The 21,629-nt window shown below is 69.9% G+C and carries 13 protein-coding genes and 2 pseudogenes; 9 read left to right on the top strand and 6 right to left on the bottom strand.

The genetic code is table 11. The features are described 5' to 3' along the window. Positions 1-82 precede the first annotated feature (82 nt). Positions 83-1,345, top strand: a complete 1,263-nt coding sequence (locus ACTWNK_RS03290) for an MFS transporter (protein WP_474302008.1) — start codon at positions 83-85, stop codon at positions 1,343-1,345. Here ACTWNK_RS03290 and ACTWNK_RS03285 read toward each other — a convergent pair. Beyond that, positions 1,265-1,993: an MBL fold metallo-hydrolase gene (locus tag ACTWNK_RS03285; RefSeq protein ID WP_474302007.1), complete on the bottom strand. Its 729-nt coding sequence runs from the start codon at positions 1,991-1,993 to the stop codon at positions 1,265-1,267. The two genes, ACTWNK_RS03290 and ACTWNK_RS03285, sit on opposite strands and share 81 nt — an antisense overlap. A gap of 214 nt (positions 1,994-2,207) precedes the next feature. After that, the gene (locus ACTWNK_RS03280; protein ID WP_474302006.1) at positions 2,208-2,354 is read right to left on the bottom strand and encodes a hypothetical protein; all 147 of its coding nucleotides are present in this window, start codon (positions 2,352-2,354) and stop codon (positions 2,208-2,210) included. 304 nt (positions 2,355-2,658) lie between these two features. On the opposite strand from ACTWNK_RS03280, the pseudogene ACTWNK_RS03275 reads away from it, so the two are divergent. The 5 genes and pseudogenes from ACTWNK_RS03275 to ACTWNK_RS03255 form a co-directional block, all read left to right on the top strand. Further along, positions 2,659-3,246, top strand: a pseudogene (locus ACTWNK_RS03275) (hypothetical protein); the annotation flags it as partial. A 441-nt stretch (positions 3,247-3,687) separates the two neighbouring features. Continuing rightward, a pseudogene (gene rho / locus ACTWNK_RS03270) lies at positions 3,688-4,560 on the top strand (transcription termination factor Rho); the annotation flags it as partial. A gap of 516 nt (positions 4,561-5,076) precedes the next feature. Beyond that, positions 5,077-5,985 (top strand): methyltransferase domain-containing protein, encoded by a 909-nt coding sequence (locus ACTWNK_RS03265; RefSeq protein ID WP_474302005.1) that lies wholly within the window; start codon positions 5,077-5,079, stop codon positions 5,983-5,985. A gap of 218 nt (positions 5,986-6,203) precedes the next feature. Continuing rightward, the gene (locus ACTWNK_RS03260) at positions 6,204-7,970 is read left to right on the top strand and encodes a S9 family peptidase (protein WP_474302004.1); all 1,767 of its coding nucleotides are present in this window, start codon (positions 6,204-6,206) and stop codon (positions 7,968-7,970) included. Positions 7,971-8,051: 81 nt separating this feature from the next. After that, entirely contained in the window at positions 8,052-9,566 is a 1,515-nt protein-coding gene (locus ACTWNK_RS03255; RefSeq protein ID WP_474302003.1) for an APC family permease, read from the top strand. On the opposite strand, the gene ACTWNK_RS03250 is transcribed toward ACTWNK_RS03255, so the two are convergent. Beyond that, positions 9,563-11,110, bottom strand: a complete 1,548-nt coding sequence (locus ACTWNK_RS03250; RefSeq protein ID WP_474302002.1) for a PP2C family protein-serine/threonine phosphatase — start codon at positions 11,108-11,110, stop codon at positions 9,563-9,565. The two genes, ACTWNK_RS03255 and ACTWNK_RS03250, sit on opposite strands and share 4 nt — an antisense overlap. 119 nt (positions 11,111-11,229) lie before the next feature. Here ACTWNK_RS03250 and ACTWNK_RS03245 point away from each other — a divergent pair, with 119 nt between their 5' ends. The 3 genes from ACTWNK_RS03245 (at position 11,230) to ACTWNK_RS03235 (ending at position 16,885) form a co-directional block, all read left to right on the top strand. Then, complete coding sequence (locus ACTWNK_RS03245; protein ID WP_474302001.1) at positions 11,230-15,381, top strand: HAMP domain-containing protein; 4,152 nt, start codon at positions 11,230-11,232, stop codon at positions 15,379-15,381. Between the two features lie 57 nt (positions 15,382-15,438). Further along, on the top strand, positions 15,439-16,071 hold the full coding sequence (locus ACTWNK_RS03240) for a response regulator (RefSeq protein WP_474302000.1): 633 nt from the start codon (positions 15,439-15,441) through the stop codon (positions 16,069-16,071). Positions 16,072-16,291: 220 nt separating this feature from the next. Then, entirely contained in the window at positions 16,292-16,885 is a 594-nt protein-coding gene (locus ACTWNK_RS03235) for a TIGR03086 family metal-binding protein (protein ID WP_474301999.1), read from the top strand. Positions 16,886-16,892: 7 nt separating this feature from the next. Here the strand turns inward: ACTWNK_RS03235 and ACTWNK_RS03230 are convergent, their stop codons facing one another. The 3 genes from ACTWNK_RS03230 to ACTWNK_RS03220 all read right to left on the bottom strand — a co-directional run bounded on the left by ACTWNK_RS03230 (position 16,893) and on the right by ACTWNK_RS03220 (position 21,574). Beyond that, the gene (locus tag ACTWNK_RS03230; protein ID WP_474301998.1) at positions 16,893-17,441 is read right to left on the bottom strand and encodes a GNAT family N-acetyltransferase; all 549 of its coding nucleotides are present in this window, start codon (positions 17,439-17,441) and stop codon (positions 16,893-16,895) included. Positions 17,442-17,457: 16 nt separating this feature from the next. Beyond that, the gene (locus ACTWNK_RS03225; RefSeq protein WP_474301997.1) at positions 17,458-18,999 is read right to left on the bottom strand and encodes an NYN domain-containing protein; all 1,542 of its coding nucleotides are present in this window, start codon (positions 18,997-18,999) and stop codon (positions 17,458-17,460) included. A gap of 184 nt (positions 19,000-19,183) precedes the next feature. Beyond that, the gene (locus ACTWNK_RS03220) at positions 19,184-21,574 is read right to left on the bottom strand and encodes a sigma-70 family RNA polymerase sigma factor (protein ID WP_474301996.1); all 2,391 of its coding nucleotides are present in this window, start codon (positions 21,572-21,574) and stop codon (positions 19,184-19,186) included. Between the last annotated feature and the right edge of the window lie 55 nt (positions 21,575-21,629).

The raw sequence follows: 21,629 nt of genomic DNA, 5'->3' as shown, positions 1-21,629 counted from the left end.
AAGAGGGTCGGGCGCGGAGAGCCGCCTGAATCGGATGCTACCCGCCTCCAGGCAAAATGCCAGCAAAGCTAGGATTCATCCCATGACAGGGGGATCGAAGCGCGTTCTGGTCTACTGGAGCGTCGGGGTCCTCGCCTACTTCGTCGCCGTCTTCCAGCGCCAGTCGCTCGGCGTGGCCAGCATCGAGGCCGCGATCAGGCTCGACATCGGCGCGGCCGGGCTGTCCGCGCTCGCCATGCTCCAACTCCTCGTGTACGCGGCCATGCAGTTGCCCGTCGGCGTGCTCGTCGACCGGCTGGGCTCCAAGCGCATGCTGCTCGCGGGCACCGCTGTGATGGCATGCGGCCAGCTCGTCTTCGCCTTCGCCGACGACCTCGCACTCGGGCTGGTGGCCAGGATGCTGGTCGGCTGCGGGGACGCGATGACGTTCATCAGTGTGATCAGGCTGGTCACCCTGTCGTTCCCGGCGCCGCGTGTGCCCTTCCTCGTCCAGCTCACCGCGCTCTTCGGGCAGCTCGGGGCGATCGCCGCCGCCGTGCCGCTGATCGCCGCGCTGCACGCCCATGGCTGGAGCGCCACCTTCACCGGGGCGGCCGGGATCGGCGTGGCGATGGTCGTCGCGCTGCTCACCCTGCTGCGCGAGCAGCGGCCCGTACGGCTCGCCGTACGGGCTCCGGCGTTGCGGGCGGCCTGGGCCTCGCCCGGGACCAGGCTCGGCATGTGGACGCACGCGACGACGCAGTGCTCGGCGAACGCGTTCCTGATGTTGTGGGGCTATCCGTTCCTGGTGCAGGAGCAAGGGCTGAGTCCGACGACCGCCGGCGTACTGCTGTCGACGCTGACCGCGGTCGGCATCGTCTGCGGGCCCGTCATCGGCCTGCTGTCGGGACGCCATCCGCGCCGGCGTTCGTGGCTGGTGCTCGGCATCGTCTCCGGCACCGCGCTCGTCTGGGCGCTCGTCCTGGCCTGGCCAGGCCGGGCGCCGCTGTGGCTGCTGGTGGTACTCGTCGCGGTGCTCGCGGCCAACGGGCCCGGCTCCATGATCGGCTTCGACTTCGCCAGGTCGTTCAATCCGGTCTCGCGTGTCGGCGCGGCGACCGGGATCGTCAACGGGGGCGGGTTCTTCTTCGCGGTCCTGCTCATCGCGCTGATCGGCGTCACGAAGGACCTGACGGGCGACTTCCGCTGGGCACTCGCCGGGCAGTTCCCGTTCTGGGCCTTCGGTCTCGCGCAGGTCCTGCGCTACCGCGCCAAGGCTCGCAGGTCAGCTGCCCAGCTCGATGAAGGGATCGGCGAGATGCCCGGTGCCCAGCACGGCGCCCTCGGCCCTGAGCCCGTGCAGTAGCTCGGCCCGTACCTTCGCCGCCAGCACGGGATCATCGTCGTACAGGTACGGCACGGCGGGATCGGCCAGCTGCACCGGGTGCTGGAACATGTCGCCGCTCAGCGCCAGCTCGCCCACCCTGACGATCTGGTGGCCCGGCGTGTGCCCCGGCGTATGGTGCACGTGCACACCCGGCGCCACCTCGGCCGAGCCGTTCGGCACCACCCTGAGCCGCTCGCGCAACGGCTCGACGACCCGTTCGCGCACGGCGGGCGAGACCCAGTCGAGCTCGGCCTGCTGCACGACGTGCCAGGCGTTGGGGAACAGCACCACACCCTGTGCCACGGCGCCGCCCACATGGTCGCTGTGCATGTGGGTAAGGACGACGGTGTCGACGTCGTCCCTGGTCAGCCCCACGGCGGCCAGCTCGTGCTCAAGGCGGCCCGGCAGCGGCCAGCTGGTCGCCACCGCCTGGTCGGTGCCGATGCCCGTGTCGACCAGCGTCACCTGGCCGTTGGGAGCACGCAGCAGGAAGCAGTGGAAGTGCAGGATCCAGGGCTCGTCGGCGACTCCCGAACCGGGAAACAGCTCGGGAAGCGGGCGGCGCAGCGCCTCTCCCATCGGGCCGACGGCGTCACAGAGAGGGGTGACGTCGATCCCTGCAATCATTCGCGACGTGTGCGGCATTCGCCCAGCCTAGAGGGCGATGCATCGGGTCCGGGTGGTGTGTTCCGGGCATCCTGGCGTCTGGGGGGACGTTGGGGGGATGCCGGGTTGCTCCCGGGTTTTGGTTCCCGGTTGGCGCTGGATGGTGCCGGATGGTGCCGGATGGCGCTGGATGGTGCCGGATGGCGCTGGATGGTGTCGGATGGTGTCGGATTGGTCAGGCGGCGAGGGCGTGACGGCGCGGGGTGTACTCGTTGGAGACGTCGGCCGCGTAGACGGCCTTCTGGCAGCACGGGCAGCGGTAGAGGATCGGTCCCTCGTCGAGCTTGGTCCGACATTCCGGGCATCGGGCGATGATCTTCATCTTTTCTTCTCCCCCTCGGGTTTCTTTCTCCATGAAAGCCTGCGGTGATTGCAGTGCTCCTGCATCTCGCTTGACACGATGTCGCCAAAAGGATGCACGCTCTGTGGCCTTCGACGCGCTCGAATCCGGTACTTCGACGGGTTCTGGGGAATGACTTGCGTGCTTCGTGTGTTACCGTCGCAGTGGCGTTGTAGCTCAGGCTCCGCCACATTCCTCCGAGTACGTCCGTGTTGAGGACGTCGCTCAACCATCATTTCCACGCTTCTTCCGCCGGTCGTTCCGGCATGCCCTCAAGGAGGGTCACATGACTACCCAAACCATCCCTCACCCACGCAAAACACCTACCCAGCCGGGCTCCGCCAAACGCCGATCGGCCGACGGGGCGGCTGCGGACACTCAACTCGAACAGGGCGCGACTGCGGACGCTCAGCACACACAGAGCGCGACCGACGCCCGCCCCGAACGGAGCTCCACGGACACCCGCCACGAACAGAACTCCACCGACGCCCGCCACGAACAGACCGAAGCCGACCGCCATGTCGACGAGACGTCAGCCACGACCTCGACCGCCCGCAGGCGTCGTGATCGGTCGACCTCTGGATCGAGCCGCGAACGCCAGACCTCTGGGGCAGGCCGTGATCGCCAAGCCTCGGGCGCCGGGCGTGAGCGGCAGGCCGCAGGCACCGGGCGTGGGCAGCAGACCGCCGCTCTGCGCCGGATCAGCGGCATCGTCGACGTCCGCGACAAGGCCGTCTTCCTTCGCACTTCCGGCTTCCTGCCCGGCCCGAACGACGTGCGCATCCCACAGGGACAACTCGCCGAGTACGGCCTGCGGGCCGGCGACCTTGTCGTGGGCGAGTACACGGACAAGCTCGTCTCGGTGACTTCGGTCAACGGGATGACACTCGACGGGACGCCTGTCCTTGGCGGGGCGGCTCATGGAGCGCCGGTCCGGGGTGCGTCCGTACACAGGGCGTCCGTCCAGGGGGCGCCTGGCCTTGAGGCTGCTGTCTCTGTGGCGGGCCTTGAGGCTCCCGCCTCTGGGGAGGCTGGCCTCGCGGGGTCTCCTTCCATGACGTCGCCCCTTGGGGCAGTGCCTTCTGGCGCGCTGGGCCTTGAGACGCCGCTTCCTGAGACGCCGCTTCTCGAAGGGGCCCCGTCTGGAACTCCAGTCGATGGAACGTCGGCCGATGGCACGCCAACCGGTGCAACGCCGATCCCCGGGCACCCAGCTGCCGTGGCCTCGGTTGGCGGAGTCTCGGTCGGCGGAGCCTCGGTCGACGGGACTTCGGCCAGCCGGACGGACGTCGTGCCCGACGGTGGTGGCTTCTTGCGGGAGCGGCCACACTTCGGGGATCTCACTCCCGTGCATCCCGACAGGCGGCTCAGGCTGGAGACCGCGTCGCTGCTCACCACGCGGGTGCTCGATCTGTTCACGCCGATCGGGTTCGGTCAGCGTGGGCTCATCGTGGCGCCGCCCAAGGCGGGCAAGACCATGGTCCTGCAGGCCGTCGCTGCCGCCGTCGCGCGCAACCACTCCGACGCCCATCTCATGGTCGTCCTGGTGGGCGAACGTCCCGAAGAGGTGACCGAGATGCGCGAGTCCATCGTCGGCGAGGTCGCGCACTCCACGTTCGACCGGCCGGACCGCGACCACACCGCCGTCGCCGAACTCGCCCTCGAACGCGCCAAGCGCCTCGTGGAGTCCGGGCGGGACGTCGTCCTGCTGCTCGACTCGCTGACCCGGCTCGGCAGGGCGTACAACAATCTCGCGCCCGGCGGTGGGCGTGTGCTGACCGGCGGCATCGACGCCGCGGCCGTGTACCCGCCCAAGCGGTTCTTCGGGGCCGCGCGCAACATCAGGGGCGGCGGCTCGCTCACCATCCTGGCCACGGCGCTCGTCGAGACCGGCTCCCGGATGGACGACGCCCTGTTCGAGGAGTTCAAAGGCACCGGCAACATGGAGGTCAGGCTCAGCCGCTCCCTGGCCGACCGTCGCCTGTTCCCCGCCGTCGACCTCGACGCCTCCAGCACCCGCCGCGAGGAAGCCCTCTTCACTACCGAGGAACGCCAAACCATCTGGCGCCTACGCCGCATGCTCTCCGCCCTCGACAAACACCAGGCCATGGAACTCCTCCTCACCAAACTCCACGAAACTCCTTCCAACGCCACCTTCCTCACCGAAGCCCGCAGCACACAGCCGTAGGGGGTAGGGCCTGCCGGGCCGACCATCTGACCGGCTCCGCCTGCCCGACCGACTCCGACCGTCGAGCTGCGGGACTGCCCAGCACCGCAAGCCCGGCTCATCTGGACAGCCCGAGTCACCCGGACCACACCTCGTCGGCCAACGGCCTTGGGGCACACCCCCAACGCCCAACGCCGGATGATCCCAGCCCCACACCCACATACCGGCGGATGGTCGCAGGGCCAAGCCCTCCCGCAGAGCCCCGGTTTCCCGTAAGCCCCACCCCACAGCGTCACGTAGCGCCCCCGGCCGAAGTCCCGCTGGAGGAGCGTGCTTGGACGGACCCCAGCGGAGCGCCCCACGGTGGCCTGGGTACGGCCTGCCGTAAAGGGCCCAAGACGCCGCAGGGCCAAACGCCGCCGGGCCCAGGACACCGCCAGCCGGGAAACAAGAGAGGCGCCGTAAAGAGCTAACGACCACCGCCCCCGCAGAGGAACGCAGGAACGCGGCAACACGGGAACGCGGGATGATGGGGAGATGCTGGGTGATGTGGTGGGGATGTTGGTGTGTCCCGTGTGTCGGGGTGGGCTTGAGGTGCGGGGTGGGGTGCGGTGTGAGCGGGGGCATGTGTACGACGTGGCGAAGCAGGGGTATGTGAGCCTGCTCGTCGGGTCGCAGGCGCCGGGGACGGCGGACACGGCGGCGATGGTGGCGGCGCGGGAGGCGTTCCTGGGGGCGGGGCACTACGCGCCGTTGGCCGAGGCGGTCGCCGAGGCGGTGGGCGACGCGCGGGTGCTGCTCGACGCGGGGACGGGCACGGGCTACTACCTGGCGGCGGCGATGCGGCGGGCCGGGCCGGACGCCGTGGGGATGGCGTTCGACATCTCCAAGCACGCGGTGAGGCGTGCGGCGAGGGTGCATCCGAGGGTGGGGGCGTTCGTCGCGGACGTGTGGAAGCCGCTGCCGATCGCGGACGGCGTGGCGGACGTGGTGCTGAATGTGTTCGCGCCGCGTAATCCGGCCGAGTTCGCCCGGGTGTTGCGGCCGGGCGGAAGGCTGCTGGTGGTGACGCCGGAATCCGGGCATCTGGCCCCACTCGTCGCCGATCTCGAACTGCTTTCCGTGGACCCTGGGAAAGTGGGGCGAATGGCGGGTACCCTGCGAGACGACTTCCTGAACGACGACGGTTTCCCGAGCGAAGACGACTCCTCGCACGACGACGCCTCCCCGGCCGATGGCAGCGGCCCGCAGGAGCGTGTGGCGGGCGGGCGGGTCGTGGAGTTCGAGATGGAGCTGACCCACGACGAGGTGGCCGAGGTCGTGGCGATGGGGCCCAGCGCCTGGCACACGGAGGGAGAAACGTTGAGACGGCAAATCGCGAAATACCCAGACCGAATCGCCACACGAGCCGCGTTTCGACTTTCTACCTTTCGCACCCCCTCCTGATCAAGGGCCGTTCCTTGACGGACATCCGAGACTCATGTTACTGATGGGGCATTTAGTCCGAAATTCCCCCACATTCTCGAAGTATTTCCGCCACACAGGCGTAATACTGGACGGCAACCCGCGCAGGGGCAGCGCGGTGTGACACACGGCGGCAGCGACCGCCACAGCAGTACGAGCCATGCAAAGCAGCGCAAAGCCACAGGGAGGGGGCGCGCCGGATGAAGGCGGAGGAACGCTGGCAGGCGCGGTTCCGTGCACCCCGCATGACCCTGCCCACCTGGGCCAAACAGGCGCCCAACCGGGCCATCTACCGATGCAACGCCTCCGGCACCTGGGAGATCTACGCCTGGGACCGCACCACTGGCGCCACCCGCCAGGTCACCGCACGTCCCAAGGGCACCGCACACGGCGCACTCGACCCCAGCGGCCAGTGGATCTGGTGGTTCGCCGACACCGACGGTGACGAGATGGGCGTGTGGATGCGCCAGCCGTTCACCGGCGGACCGGACGAACCCGCGAGCCCCGACCTCCCGCCGGGCCACCCGGGCGGCCTCGCCCTCTCGGCGACCGGCCAGGCGGCAGTCGGCCTGGCCCGAGCCGGGTCGTTCACCATCAACCTGCTGCGTGACGGCCAGCCCGACCGTGTCGTGTACGAAAGCGCCGAGGCGGCGTGGGTGGCGGGCATCTCCCTCGACGGCTCCCTGCTCGCGGTCAACCACAGCGAGCACGGCAACTTCCGCCACCCGGCCCTGCGCGTGATCCGCCAGAACGGCGAGCAGGTCGGCGAGCTCTACGACGGCGAGGGCAAAGGCGTGCTCGGCCTGCGCTTCGCCCCCGTGCTCGGCGACAGCAGACTGCTCACCCTGCACGAGCGCCGAGGCAGGCGCGAGCCGCTCGTCTGGGACCCGGTGACCGACGCCCAGCGCGAGATCTGGCTCAAGGACGCCGGAGAGCTCACCGCGGAGTGGTACGAAGACGGCCGTTCCCTGCTCATCGTCCGCGACAACCGGGCCCGCACCTACCTGCACCGCTACGACCTGGCCGGTGGCGGCCTGTCCCTCATCGACACCCCGCACGGCGTGATCGAGGCGGCGGCGCCGAGGCCGGGCGGCCATGTGGAGTACTCCTGGTCCAGCGCCTCCAGGCCGCCGATGATCCGATCGAGCAACGGCCAGGTCGTGATGAACCCGGCGGGCCCGACCGCACCCCCGTCGGTGCCGGTCGAGGACATCGACGTGCCGGGCCCCGGCGGCCGGGTGCACGCGCTCATCTCCAGGCCGGAGAGCGGCACGGCGCCCTACCCGACGGTGTTCATCCTGCACGGCGGCCCGACCGCACACGACAACGACTCCTTCGCACCCGACGTCGCCGCCTGGGTCGACCTGGGTTTCGCCGTCGTCAGGGTCAACTACCGGGGCTCGACCGGCTACGGCTCGGCCTGGCGTGACGCGTTGCAGGGCGAGATCGGCCACATCGAGCTCGCCGACGTCGCCGCCGTGCGCGAGTGGGTGGTCGACAGGGGCATCGCCGATCCCGACCGCATCCTGCTCAGCGGCTCCTCCTGGGGCGGCTTCCTCACCCTGCTCGGTCTCGGCGTGCAGCCCAAGCTGTGGGCGGGCGGCATCGCGGCGGTGCCGATCGCCTGTCACGAGACGGCCTACCGCGACGAGGCGGAGGGCCTGCGGGCCTATCACCGTTCGCTGCTCGGCGGTTCGCCCGAGGAGCAGCCCGAGCGGTATTCGGCCAGCTCGCCCATCACCTATGTGGAGCGCATGGAGAAGCCGGTGCTGATCCTCGCCGGTGAGAACGATCCACGCTGCCCGCTGCGACAGATCGAGAAGTATGTCGCCAAGCTGGCCCAGCACGACGTCGAGCACTCGGTCTACACCTACGACGCGGGGCACGGCACACTCGTCGTCTCCGAACGCATCCGGCAGATGACGATCCAGCTGGACTTCGCCAGGAAGCACATCCCGCACGGCTGAAATCCGCCTTTGTTGCACCAAAGGCGGCAAGCCTGTCACGATCACGCCCATCCCCAGCGCTGAGCTGAAGAAGGGCGCACCTTGAGCACCACACCCCCCGCCGTCGACCCGCTCCAGAAGGTCGACCGGCTCAAGAAGAACGCCGTCGGCCTCGTCGGCGTCATCTTCATGGCCGTCGCCACGGCCGCCCCCATCACCGCGATGACGGGCAACGTGCCGATCGTCGTCGGCTTCGGCAACGGCCTCGGCGTGCCCGCCGGATACCTCGTCGCCACGGCCGTGCTGACCGTGTTCTCCATCGGCTACACGGCGATGGCCAAGCACATCACCTCGGCGGGCGCCTTCTACGGCTACATCTCACACGGCCTGGGCCAGGTGCCCGGTATGGTCGCCGGACTGCTGGCGACCATGGCCTATGTGGTGTTCGAGGCGTCGATCATCGGGTTCTTCGCCTACTCGGCGCACGACACCTTCGCCTCGCTGGCCGGGGTCGACGTGCACTGGCTGTGGTTCGCCCTGTTCGGGCTGGCGCTCAACGCCGTGCTCACGTACTTCGACATCAACCTCACCGCCAAGGTGCTGGGCGTGTTCCTGGTCACCGAGATCCTCATGCTCGGGCTGGTCGCGCTCACCACACTGCTGCACGGCGGCGGGCCCGACGGCCTCATGGCCGAGACGCTGAACCCGGCGGGCGCCTTCCAGGTCACCGGGCTCGCCTCGGGCGCGGTCGGGCTCGGGCTGTTCATGTGCTTCTGGTCGTGGGTGGGCTTCGAGTCCACGGCCATGTACGGCGAGGAGTCGCGCGATCCCAAGCGCATCATCCCGATCGCCACCCTCCTCTCGGTCGTGGGCATCGGGCTGTTCTACACCTTCGTCTCCTGGATGACCGTCGCGGCCAACGGCCGGAACGCACCGGCCGTCGCGGCCACGCAGTACGCCGAGATCTTCTTCATCCCGACCGGCCGGATGCTCGGCGAATGGGCCGTCGAGCTGTTCAAGGTACTGATCCTGACCGGGTCCTTCGCCTGCGCGATGGCCTTCCACAACTGCGCCTCGCGCTATCTGTACGCACTCGGGCGCGAGGACCTGCTGCCCGGCACCCGGCGCACGCTCGGCGCCACCCATCCCAGGTACGGCTCGCCACACATCGCGGGGTTCGCGCAGACCGGTATCTCGCTGGTGATCGTGCTGGCGTTCTTCTTCGCGGGGATGGATCCCTATCTGCACCTCTACACCCTGCTCGCGGTGCTGGGCACGCTGGCCATCCTGGTGGTGCAGACGCTGTGCTCCTTCTCCGTCGTCGGGTACTTCCACGTGCGACGTCGTCATCCCGAGACGGCTGGATTCTGGCGTACCCTCGTCGCGCCGCTCGCGGGCGGGCTGGCCATGGGTTATGTGGTGCTCCTGCTGCTGCAGAACCAGGAGGCCGCGGCGGGCGAGGCGGCCGAGAGCGCGTTCTTCACCGCGATCCCGTGGATCGTCGTCGGCGTGGCCGTGCTCGGCGTCGTGCTCGCCCTCTTCCTCAAGGCCAGACGGCCCGCGCACTACGCGATGATCGGCCGCATCGTGCTGGAGGACACGGTCGAACGCGACTAACGCGCCCGGAGCACCAGAATGGCCAGGTCGTCGGCGCTGGGCTCGCTGGCGAAGTCGTTGGCCGCGCGCTTGATGCGCTCGGCGACCGCGCGTGCCGAAAGCCCGGCGCACTCCGACAGCAGCTTGGCCAGCCCGCCGTCGTCGTCGAGCAGCCGCCCGCCCGTGCGGCGCTCGGTCACACCGTCGGTCACGGCCAGCAGGACGTCGCCGTGGTCGAGATGCACGGTGTCGGCCTCGAACACCACCTCGGGGAAGACGCCGAGCAGCGACTGCGGCGTCGTGACCGCCTCGACGACACCGCTCGGCCGCAGCCGCAGCGCCTCGGGATGCCCGGCCGACACCAGCCGCACCTCCAGGCCGGACTCCACGGGCGTGATGTCGCCGTGCAGCAACGTCAGGAACCTGGCCCGCTCCCCCTCTTCCAGGATGGCCTGGTTGAGCCGTCCGAGCACGGCGGCGACGCCGTAGCCCTCCCTGGCCAGCAGCCGCAGCGTGTGCCTGGCCAGACCGGTGACGGCCGCCGCGGCCGGCCCGGTGCCGCACACGTCGCCGATGGCGAAGCGCCAGGAGTCGTCGCCCGCCTTGAACAGGTCGTAGAAGTCGCCGCCGACCTCGTTGGTCTCACCGGCGGGCTCGTACACGACGCCGTAGTCGAGACCGGGCACCTCCGGCTCGTGCGGCGGCAGCAGGCTGCGTTGCAGTGCCCGGTTGGCCGCCGCCTGCTGGGCGTAGAGCCTGGCGTTGTCCATCGCCAGCGCCGCCCTGCGCCCGATGTCCTCGGCGAACTGGATGACCTCGTCGGCGAAGCGATCGGTGCGCCCCAGGCACATCAGCCCGAGCGCCCTGCCCCGTGCCGTCAGGGGTACGGCCAGCACCTGCCCGGCGTCGCCGTGCTGCACCAGCGCGGTCGAACGGTGATCGGGCGGCGGCAGGTCGAGTGCGTCGAGCTCCTCGCGCAGGCCGTCGATGCGCGTCTCGTCCGCGTGCCAGAGGTAGGCCAGGCGGCGCGGCGCGATGCCCGAGTCGGCCGTGTAGACCGCACACCAGGTGGACAGCCTCGGCACCACGATCTGCGCGACGATCGCCGGGACCATGTCGGGGTCGAGCGTGCCTGCCAGCAGGTCGCTGGCGTCGGCCAGGAAGCCGAGCCACAGCGGTCCCCTGCCGGTCTCCTCGGCCCACTCGGCCGCCACGGAGTCCGACGCGCCGGGTAGCGTGAGTTTTGCCCAATGGACGCGGGACTCGCCGGCGAAGGTGACTCCCCACTCCTCGACCTCGATGGACGGAGCTCTCGGCTCCCTCGCGGGAGCGGTCCGCTCACGCAACTCGACCAGGACGCCGTCGCCCAGGTGTTTCCACACGATCTCGAAAGGCCCGGCGGCCACCTGAGCCGCCAACTCACCGGCGATCTGCTCGGCGGCAGCCACGACGGGCGAGGCGGCCCACGCGGTCATCACTTCCCGCGTGAACCTTCTCGCTGATGGAACGGCGCTCTCGCCCGGCGCGAAACTGGCGGCCAGGACGGCGCGCGATGAAGAAGTCATCGTTTCGTGCCTACCACACTTCGTCGAGCTATGGAGTAAATCAGAGAGCCAGAACCCGATCTCGTCACATGACAGACTGATATCACTCGCGGCCGCACCCCGTGAGTGAAGGAGGCCCCATGACCACGGCTGCGCCTGAGGAACGACTGTATTCCGAGTCCGACCTCATGCCGATCCTGCAGACCCTCGTCCATTGGCGTGACGGCGACTTCAGACGAAGGGTGCCGCATGCGCCCCCCGGTGTGCTGAGCGAGGTCAGACTCCTGCTCAACGAGGTCGCCGACCGCCGCGAGCACCTCACCAACGAGCTGCACCGGGTCCGCCGCGAGGTGGTCAAGGAGGGCAGGTTCAGCGAACGCCTGACCCCCGGCATCGGCGTCGGCGCCTGGGCCGAGAACGTCGAGTCGGTCAACGGCCTCATCGACGCCCTGGTCAGCCCGGTCAGCGGCGCGGCCGACGTCATCGACGCGGTGGCCAAGGGCGACCTGACCAAACGCATCGACCTGAACCGCTCGGCACGAGGCGAGGTGCGTCGTCTCGGACGGGCGATCAACGGCATGGTGGAGCAGCTGTCGCTGTTCAACTCCGAGGTGACGAGGGTGGCCCGCGAGGCGGGCACGGAGGGCAGGCTCGGCGGCAGCGCCAACCTGCGCGGGATGTCGGGAAGCTGGCGCGACCTCACCGAAGCGGTCAACACGATGTCGTCGAGGGTCTCGGCCCAGGTGCGCGACATCGCGGTGGTGACCACCGCCGTGGCCAAGGGCGACCTGTCGCGCAAGGTCACGGTCGACGCCGTCGGCGAGATGTTCGAGCTGAAGAACACCGTCAACACGATGGTCGACCAGCTGTCCGCCTTCGCCGACGAGGTCACCCGCGTGGCCCGCGAAGTGGGCACCGAAGGCCAGCTCGGCGGCCAGGCCAGGGTCCAGGGCGTGTCGGGCGTCTGGAAGGACCTCACCGACAACGTCAACTTCATGGCCAACAACCTGACCAGCCAGGTACGCCAGATCGCCGCGGTCTCGACGGCCGTGGCGCAGGGCAATTTGTCAAAGAAGATCACCGTTGATGCCCAGGGCGAGATCCTCCAGCTCAAGGACACCCTCAACACGATGGTCGACCAGCTGTCCGCCTTCGCCGACGAGGTCACCCGCGTCGCCCGCGAGGTCGGCACCGAAGGCAAACTGGGCGGCCGAGCCGAGGTCAAGGGCGTCTCGGGCGTCTGGAAGGACCTCACCGACAACGTCAACTCGATGGCCAACAACCTCACCTACCAGGTGCGCAACATCGCCCAGGTGACCACGGCCGTCGCCAACGGCGACCTCACCCGCAAGATCGACGTCGACGCCCAGGGCGAGATCCTGGAGCTGAAGTCGACCATGAACACGATGGTCGACCAGCTCTCCTCGTTCGCCGACGAGGTCACCCGCGTCGCCCGCGAGGTCGGCACCGAAGGCCAGCTCGGCGGCCAGGCCAGAGTCCGAGGCGTGTCGGGCGTCTGGAAGGACCTCACCGACAACGTCAACTTCATGGCCAACAACCTCACCAGCCAGGTACGCCAGATCGCCGCCGTCTCGACCGCCGTGGCCCAGGGCAACCTCTCGCGCAAGATCACGGTCGACGCCCAGGGCGAGATCCTCCAGCTCAAGGACACGCTCAACACGATGGTCGACCAGCTGTCCGCCTTCGCCGACGAGGTCACCCGCGTGGCCCGCGAGGTCGGCACCGAAGGCCAGCTCGGCGGCCAGGCCAGGGTCCAGGGCGTCTCGGGCGTCTGGAAGGACCTCACCGACAACGTCAACTCGATGGCCAACAACCTCACCTACCAGGTGCGCAACATCGCCGAGGTGACCACGGCCGTCGCCAACGGCGACCTGACCCGCAAGATCGACGTCGACGCGCAGGGCGAGATCCTCGCGCTCAAGACCACGATCAACAAGATGGTCGACCAGCTGTCGTCGTTCGCCTCCGAGGTCACCCGGGTCGCCCGCGAGGTCGGCTCGGACGGCCAGCTCGGCGGCCAGGCCCGGGTCGAGGGCGTCGAGGGCACGTGGAAGCGCCTCACCGAGAGCGTCAACGAACTCGCCGGCAACCTGACCACCCAGGTGCGCGCCATCGCCACCGTGACCAGCGCCGTGGCCCAGGGCGACCTGACCCGCTCGATCGCCATCCAGGCCCAGGGCGAGCTGGCCGAGCTCAAGGACAACATCAACTCGATGGTGTCCAACCTGCGCGAGACCACCAGGGCCAACCAGGAGCAGGACTGGCTGAAGTCCAACCTGGCCCGCATCTCCAGGCTCATGCAGGGCCACCGCGACCTGATGGAGGTCGCCAAGCTCATCATGACCGAGCTGACCCCGCTGGTCTCGGCACGCTACGGCGCCTTCTACGGCGTCGACCCGGGCGGCGAGCACAACCTCATCCTCATCGGCGGATACGGCGTGCGATCGGGCCGCAGCCCGAGGCTCACCTTCGCCATGGGCGAGGGCATCGTCGGCCAGGCGGCGGCCGAGGGCAGGCACATCATGCTCGACGACGTGCCGCCCGGCTTCATCACCGTCGACAGCGGGCTCAGCAAGTCGACACCCGCCCAGATCGTGGTGCTGCCGATCCTGTTCGAGCACCGGGTGCTCGGCGTGCTGGAGCTGGCCTCCTTCACCCCGTTCGGCGAGGTGCACCTCGACTTCCTGACCCAGCTCGTCGAGACCATCGGCGTCACGATGAACACCATCATCGCCAACTCCCGCACCGAGGACCTGCTGACGGAGTCGCAGCGCCTGACCAGCGCTCTGCAGGAGCGCTCCGACGAGCTGCAGCGCCAGCAGGAGGAGCTGCGCAGGTCCAACGCCGAGCTCGAGGACAAGGCGGCGCTGCTGGCCAAGCAGAACCGGGCCATCGAGATCCAGAACTTCCAGATCGAGCAGGCCAGGCGCACGCTGGAGGAGCGGGCCGAGCAGCTCGCGGTCTCCAGCCGCTACAAGTCGGAGTTCCTGGCCAATATGTCGCACGAGCTGCGCACGCCGCTCAACAGCCTGCTCGTCCTGGCCAAGCTGCTCACCGAGAACGCCGAGGGCAACCTCACCTCCCAGCAGGTCGAGTTCGCCCGCACGATCCACGGCGCGGGATCGGCGCTGCTGCAGCTCATCAACGACATCCTCGACCTGTCCAAGGTCGAGGCCGGGCGCATGGACATCCATCCGCAGCAGCTGTCGCTGCCCAAGCTCGTCGACTACGTCGAGGCGGCCTTCGCACCGCTGGCCCAGGACAAGGGCCTGGCCTTCATCGTCGAGATCGCCGACGCCGTACCCCATGAGCTGCGCACCGACGAGCAGCGCCTGCAGCAGGTGCTGCGCAATCTGCTGTCCAACGCGGTGAAGTTCACCCCCAAGGGCGAGGTACGGCTGCGTGTGACGCCGGCTCCGGCCGAGGTCGACTACGACGACGAGACGTTGCGCGGCGTCGGCTCCATGATCGCCTTCCAGGTGATCGACACCGGCATCGGCATCGCGCCGGACAAGCTGGAGGTCATCTTCGAGGCGTTCAGGCAGGCCGACGGCACCACCAGCCGCAAGTACGGCGGCACGGGGCTCGGCCTGTCCATCTGCCGTGAGATCGCCAGGCTGCTCGGCGGCGAGATCCACGTCGACAGCGAGCTGGGCAAGGGCAGCACGTTCACCCTGTACCTGCCGCTGAACTACGCGGGGCCGCTGGCCGCGCGGGACGGCGGGGCCGTGCGCAGGCCCTCGATCAGGCAGCCGGTCGAGGAGCCGATCGTGGCGCTGCCCGAGGCGCAGCCGCTCGACCTGCCGCTGCCCGAGCTGATGGAGCCTGCCGACACCGCCGCCTGGCAGGGCGAGGACCCGCTGTCCGGCGCGAAGATCCTCATCGTGGACGACGACATCCGCAATGTGTTCGCGCTGACCAGCGTGCTGGAGCGGCACGGCTCGACCGTCGTCTACGCCGAGAACGGCCGCGAGGGCATCGAACAGCTCGAACGCAACGAGGACGTCGCCCTGGTCCTGATGGACATCATGATGCCGGAGATGGACGGCTGGGCGACGACGTCGGCGATCAGGCGGATGCCGCAGTTCGCCGATCTGCCGATCATCGCGCTGACCGCTAAGGTCATGAGAGGAGACCGCGAGAAGAGCATCGCCTCGGGCGCGTCCGACTACGTGCCCAAGCCGGTCGACGTGGACCGCCTGCTCGAACGGCTGCGCGGCTGGCTCGGGCGTGGACGGGTGGCAGCGGCCGACCCGGGCGAAGAGGCGTGAGCCGCGACTCGCGCCGACCCGAGCGAAGCCGACCCGAGCGAAAGGGTGTGAACCGTCGTGCCTGACCGCGCGAAGATCCTCCTCGTCGACGACCGCGAGGAGAACCTGATCGCCCTGGAGGCCATCCTGAGCTCACTCGACCTGGTTCCGGTGCGGGCCAGGTCGGGCGAAGAGGCGCTCAAGGCCCTGCTGAGCACGGAGTTCGCCCTGATCCTGCTCGATGTGCGGATGCCGGGCATGGACGGCTTCGAGACGGCCGCGCACATCAAGCGGCGCGAGCGCACGCGCAACATCCCGATCATCTTCCTCACCGTGGTGGACAGCGCGCCCGACTACGCCTTCCGCGGCTACCAGGCAGGCGCGGTCGACTATCTGACCAAGCCGTTCGACCCGTGGGTGCTCAGGGCCAAGGTCGCGGTCTTCTCCGAGCTGTACAACATGAACAAGCGCCTGGCCGAGCAGGCCTCCCTGCTGCGCGAGCGCCTGTCGGGCGAGCTGCCGCCAGGCAACGCCACCGACCAGGCCGCCGTGCTGCCCGAGCTCTCCCGCCGCTTGGCCGCCGTCGAGGAGGAGCTCGACCGCATCCGCGACCTGGCCCGCACCTCGACCGACCCGTCGCTCGCGGCCCCCCTGTCCGACCTGACCGACCGCGTCACCCACCTCCGCTCCGGCTTCGACGCCCTGGCCTGACCCCACTCATGTCCTGATCCTGCTCATGTACGGCTCCCGCCACCCCCTGCGCCCCTCGACCGCACAGGCCGGGCACCGTCCTTCACGCACCCCCAGCAGGACTCCGGTCCCGCCGCCATCGTGCAGACGGCCCGCGGATTTAGTGGAACAAATCATTCCGTTCTGCTAAGCTTGCATCAGCAGCAAACGCCGCAAGGGCCACAAAGGGAAGGACCCCATCATGAGCGACAACCAGGTCACCACGTGGGACGTGCTCGACGCCTCGCACAACGCGCTGCGCACCGCGGTCCTCGGCGTACCCGCCGACGGATGGCAGCTGGCCACGCCCTGCGCCGACTGGAACCTCACCCAGGTGCTCCAGCACGCGACCGGCGACCAGATCGCCTACGCCTCGGCCATCACCGGTGAGCCCGGCCCCGACTTCAACCCGTTCGACCCTTCGGGCAAGCTCGACGAGGACCCGGTCGCGTTCGTCGAGCGGGCGCTGACCACCACCGCGCGAGCCTGGGGCACGGTCGCGGCCGACGCCGAGGCCGTGGCGACGCCGCTGCCGCTGGGGCCACTGAGCGCGCGGATCGGCGTGGGGGCCTGCGCGCTCGACGCCGCCGTGCACGCCTGGGACATCGCGGTGGCCACGGGACAGCCGTCGCCGATCAGCGCGGAGCTGGCCGAGGCGCTGATGCCGGCCGCCCAGGTCGTCGTCGACCCGCTGCGGGCCTTCGCCTTCGCACCGGTCGTGGCGTCCGAGCCCGGCGACGACGCCCTGGCCACCCTGCTGCGCTATGTCGGCCGCCGGCCGAGCTGGACCGCCTGAGCGCGACTCACACCTCGGGAAGCGTGGGGCCGGGCGTCCAGGACGGCCCGGCCGTGATCGACCAGCGTTCGTGGTCGCGCCAGGCCCCGTCGATGTAGAGGTAGTCGGGCGAGAGCCCCTCGTAGCGGAAGCCGAGGCGCTGCGCCAAGGCCAGGGACGCCGTGTTCGCCGGCTGGATGTTGGCCTCCAGCCGGTGCAGGCGCAGGTCGTCGAAGGCGTGGCGCAGGGTCAGCGCGAGCCCCTCCTTCATGTAGCCGCGTCCGGCCGAAGGAGCGAAGGCCGCATAGCCCAGCGAAGCGCCCTGGTAGCGGCCTCGGATGATCGAGTTGATATTGACCGTGCCCGCCGCGACGCCGCTGTCCTTGATGCGGATCAGATAGCCCCGGTTGAGGCCGTCGTCGAAGCGGTGCATCCAGGTCTGGAAGTCCTGCGGGGTCGCGGGCAGCCGCATCCAGGGTCCGTACAGGTCGGCGCTGGCGCGTACCAGCGAGCAGAACTCGTCCTGGTCGGCATGGGTGAGCGGGCACAGGTCCACGCGTGATGGCATTTCGGACATGGCCCCACGTTAGGGCCTAGCGCCGGGCCCGCTCCAACGCGTCCCAGAAGCCTCGGCGCAGGGCATGGCGTACCTCGTCGTGCAGGAGGAAGTCGATCGGCAGCGACGAGCCCTGCAGCAGCCTGGCCTCCAGGTCGGAGGGCATACGGGGCTTACGGGCCAGGACGGCCTCCAGCCACAGGGCGGGCGCGTCACGCGCCACCGAGTCGCCGAAGTCGTGGCCTTCCTTGTGCGCGGCCTTCACCGCATCGGCCAGTGTGGTCGCCGCCCCCGTCGAGGCGCTGTGCGCGGCGACGGGCGCGGCCTGCGGGCCGGTGTAGGGCCCGAGCTGCGTGGGCTGGTAGGCGCTCGCCGACGATTGGTACTGCTGGCTCGACGACGGCAGGCCCGCGGCGTGACCACCCTGCGGCTCGGAGGTGTAGCTCGGATAGGCGGGCAGCGCGGGAGCCGCGTGACTGCGCGGCGGCGTGTGCTCGGGCACCGGCGCGGGACTCGGCGCGGGCAGCTGCGCCTGCACCTGCGGCTGCGAGGTCTGGCTCTGCTGCTGCACCTGCGCGGACTGCGACGACTGCGCGGAGTGCAGGGCCGAGACCGGCAACGACGGCGACTGCAAAGGCGACTGCGCTTGCAGGGACTGCCCCTGAAGTGACTGCGCCTGCAGAGACGGGGCCGGCAGAGACGGGGACTGCAGTGACTGCGGCTGCTGGGACGGCAGTGCCTGCGACTGCGCCACCGGCTGCTGCTGCGGCTGGGCCTGCGGTTGTGCCGGTGCCTGCGGCTGCGCCTGCTGCACAGGCTGCGAGGTCTGCAGCGGCTGCGAGGTCTGCGTCGGCAGGGGCTGCTGCGGCAGCGGCTGGCTCTGGGTGGGCGCGTTGGCCAGGTGGTTGATGTGGTTGGCGCCGCTCTGCTGGCCGCGCGAGGACGACGGCGACGGCGGCAGGGACGCCTGACCGTTGCTCAGCGCGTGGCCCGCCTGACCGTTGCTCGTCGGCTGGTGCCCGTTGGAGACCGCGTCGGAGGAGCCGGTGACCAGATTGACGTAGGGCCGCAGATGGCCGCCGCCGATCTCGATCAGGTCGTCGCTCTCCTGGCGCAGCGAGCGTGAGACCGCCCAGCTGCCGTCGGCCGCGATGTGCACGACCGTGACCCGGATGCCGAGGTCCTGGGCGTCGCAGACCACCTGGGCCAGGTCCTCGTCGCCGCTCACCACGACCGCGTCGCAGATCGCGCTGTTGCGCGCCAGCGTCATGAGGTCGCGGTGCACCTGGGCGTCGACGCCCTCGCGGCGGCCCGGCCTGATCCTGGACAGCCGCAGCTTGAGGCCGGGGATGTCGGCGAGCGCGTCGTGCTCGGGCGTGCGCCGCCCCTCGACCGTCGCTTCGTACCAGTAACAGCGCAGCAGCGGCAGTCCTGTGCGCTCACGCGACAGGTTGCTCATCAACTGCAACAGACCCGGGTAGTCCCAGGCGACGGCTTCACGATGACGGGTGCCGTGCACGGCCATCGCGCCGTCGGCCAGCAAATAGCCAGCGTCCACGAACAGCGCGCAGCGATCCACGCGACACCGCCCCTTTCTAGGTGGCCCGACCTTCTGGCTCTGCACCGTCAGAGCCGGACTCGGCGGCCCTCTCTCAGGGTAATGAAGCAGGTGATCGCGCGAGGGTTAATCCCGACGATTCGCCCCTCGCTCGACGTTCTGCCGGAACATTCACGCAGACCGTACCAGTTTGTCCTGTTCACGGTCACGACCTCGCCGACACACTGACGGCTGCGACTCCGAACATCACGACATCCCTCCGAGTCGACAGGGTGAGAACGGGCCTGTCTCCAAGCTCCGCCCTGAACGTGTCCACGTCCACCCCGAACGTCAAACCTTCGGCTCCGTTGGCCGAACTGTCGAAGGCGTTGCCCGCGTCGCGGTCGCCGCCTCCCGGCGTGAGCGCCGCGCCGCCGAGCAGTGCCCTGTCGCCGCGCAGATCCGCGTCGCCCTCCCACGTCACCAGCTCCACGCGCGCGGGAGCCGCCGTGGCGTGCAGCCCGCCGAGCGGCAGCCGCAGCACCCCGTCGTCCATCCCGACCACGGCGGCGGCGTCGAGCACGACGGCCTGGCTGTACGGCCTGGCGGGATCGGTGGCGATGACGACCAGGCTCCACCCGGCGTGCTGCGACACCCCGTGGCCCATCGGCGCGTCCGCCGCCCACCACTCGCCGCCGGGCCTGGCCTCGCTCACCAGCCTGGTGACGTCCGCGAACGCCTGGTACGCAGGGCCGGACGGCAGGGCACGCAGCATGGTCTGGTCGGGCCTGACCAGCGTGTAGCGCTTGCGGCCCGGCGTCCTGAACTTGATCGAACCGCCCGCCTCGACCGAGGCCGACCAGTACAGCCCGGCCCACACGACCTTGCCGCCCCTGGGCAGGCTGAGCGTCGCCGCGCTCGAACTCTTCGTCGAGGCGACCCCGTCGGTGTCGAACGGGCGCATCGGCCACAGGTCGTTGTCACGCCTGCGGCCTTCGCGTTTGCGCGTCTCGCCGCAGCCCGCACGCATCTCCGGACAGCTGAGCAGTGTGTTGCCCACCGCCTGCACGGCTACCTTGCCGTCGGTGGCGAACCTGGCGGGCGCCCCGGCCGCGATCACCCCGGCCGACGCGCGCGCCCTGAGCCTGACCGATCCCGCCGTGATGCGTACGGCGGGGCCGGCTCCTTCGGGCGCCGCGGCCGAGACCAGCACACGCAGGAAGACGGCCGTGGCCTTGCCTCCCGCCAACGGCCCCCGCGCACAGCTGGCCCCGGCCGTGCCCGCCCGGCACGACCAGCCGTCGACCGTGCCGACCGGCTCGACGGTGGCCGCGTTGCCGCCCCTGCCGCCGCCCGGCACCAGCCGTACGCCGGGGGGCAGGTCGACGGCGGCCACGAGTTCGCCGCTGGGCCCTTTGCCGTCGTTGCGCAGCCTGATGCCGACGATGCCCGGCTGGGCCCTGACCAGGGAGCCGAGCGGATCGATGGTGGCCGTCAGCCGGGCCTTGCCCGGTTTGGGCTTCGGCTTCGGTTTGGACTTGGCCTTGGGCTTGGCGGGCGGCGGCACCGGGGCGGGCTGCGGCTTCGCCTTGGCCGGTTTCGGCTGGTCGGGAGGAGGTGGTGGCGGCTCGGGCGTCGGCACGGGAAGGGCGACGGGCGGCTTGGCCGGTTTGGGGGTGGGCGGCGGGATCGGCGTCTCGCCGGAGACGAGCATGATCACCGCGACGGCTGCCGCGACCACCGCCGTGCCCGCCGCCGCGGCCTGCTGGCTCTTGGGCATCCTGCGCACCCAGCCGAGCAGCTTGAGCAGCCCCACGCCGCCCGCCGTCGTGCCCGCCTTGCCGAGTGCCGCGACATAGGCGCCGAGCACCGGCCCCGCGATGAGGGGGCCGACGATGACATTGATGCCCTGGTTCACATCGGCGAGTTCGAAGAAGACGCCACGACAGTCGGCGCAGTCGGCGAGGTGGGCGTCGACCACCTTGGCCTCGCGCCTGGCCAGGCCGCCGCGCACGTAGGCGCCCATCTTGGCGAGCACCGGCCGGCACTCCTGCTGCGGCGCACCGGCCAGGTGCATCTGCAGGTAGGCCTGTTTCAGCCCTTCGCGCGCCCGGTAGGCCAGCGCCGCGACGCCGTTGGCCGACAGGCCGAGCAGCGGCGCGACCTCGGCGGGCTTGGCCTTCTCCACCTCGGTGTGCCAGAGCACCATGCGCCAGCGGTCGGGCAGCGACAGGAAGGCCCTGGCGATCAGCGACCGCTCGAGCCCGGCGAGCGCCGGATCGACGAACGGCACCCCGGGGTCGAAGATCTCCATCTCGCCGGTCGTCACCTGCCGGCTCTCGACCCGGCCCCGGTCGTAGACCGTGCGGCGTACGACGGTCAGCAGGTAGGGCCGGAAGCCGGCCTCGGGCCCGCCACCACGACCGACCAGGTCGAGGATCTTGGTGAACGACTCGGCGACGACGTCCTCGACCACGTCCTCGCCCCTGACGAGCTGGCGGGCGAGGGATCGGGCCGCGGCCACATGCCGTTCGTACAGCGTGCCGTAAGCGACGGCATTGCCGCCTCTGACCGCTTCAAGTAGATCAGCATCGCTTTGCGGCGATTCCACACTCATAGTGACCTCACGATTACGCGGGGTTGCCGCGCAAATCATTCCGCAAGCTGCGTCA

This window comes from Nonomuraea sp. IBHARD001, from assembly GCF_056106265.1.
The sequence above is the reverse complement of the archived record's forward strand: the minus strand, read 5'-3'. Positions and strand labels throughout refer to the sequence as shown.

Coding starts and splice junctions, on each gene's coding strand:
- ACTWNK_RS03285 (WP_474302007.1), bottom strand. CDS start 1,993: ATGATTGCAGGGATCGACGTCACCCCTCTCTGTGACGCCGTCGGCCCG.
- ACTWNK_RS03265 (WP_474302005.1), top strand. CDS start 5,077: ATGCTGGGTGATGTGGTGGGGATGTTGGTGTGTCCCGTGTGTCGGGGT.
- ACTWNK_RS03260 (WP_474302004.1), top strand. CDS start 6,204: ATGAAGGCGGAGGAACGCTGGCAGGCGCGGTTCCGTGCACCCCGCATG.
- ACTWNK_RS03250 (WP_474302002.1), bottom strand. CDS start 11,110: ATGACTTCTTCATCGCGCGCCGTCCTGGCCGCCAGTTTCGCGCCGGGC.
- ACTWNK_RS03230 (WP_474301998.1), bottom strand. CDS start 17,441: ATGTCCGAAATGCCATCACGCGTGGACCTGTGCCCGCTCACCCATGCC.
- ACTWNK_RS03220 (WP_474301996.1), bottom strand. CDS start 21,574: ATGAGTGTGGAATCGCCGCAAAGCGATGCTGATCTACTTGAAGCGGTC.
- ACTWNK_RS03290 (WP_474302008.1), top strand. CDS start 83: ATGACAGGGGGATCGAAGCGCGTTCTGGTCTACTGGAGCGTCGGGGTC.
- ACTWNK_RS03280 (WP_474302006.1), bottom strand. CDS start 2,354: ATGAAGATCATCGCCCGATGCCCGGAATGTCGGACCAAGCTCGACGAG.
- ACTWNK_RS03235 (WP_474301999.1), top strand. CDS start 16,292: ATGAGCGACAACCAGGTCACCACGTGGGACGTGCTCGACGCCTCGCAC.
- ACTWNK_RS03245 (WP_474302001.1), top strand. CDS start 11,230: ATGACCACGGCTGCGCCTGAGGAACGACTGTATTCCGAGTCCGACCTC.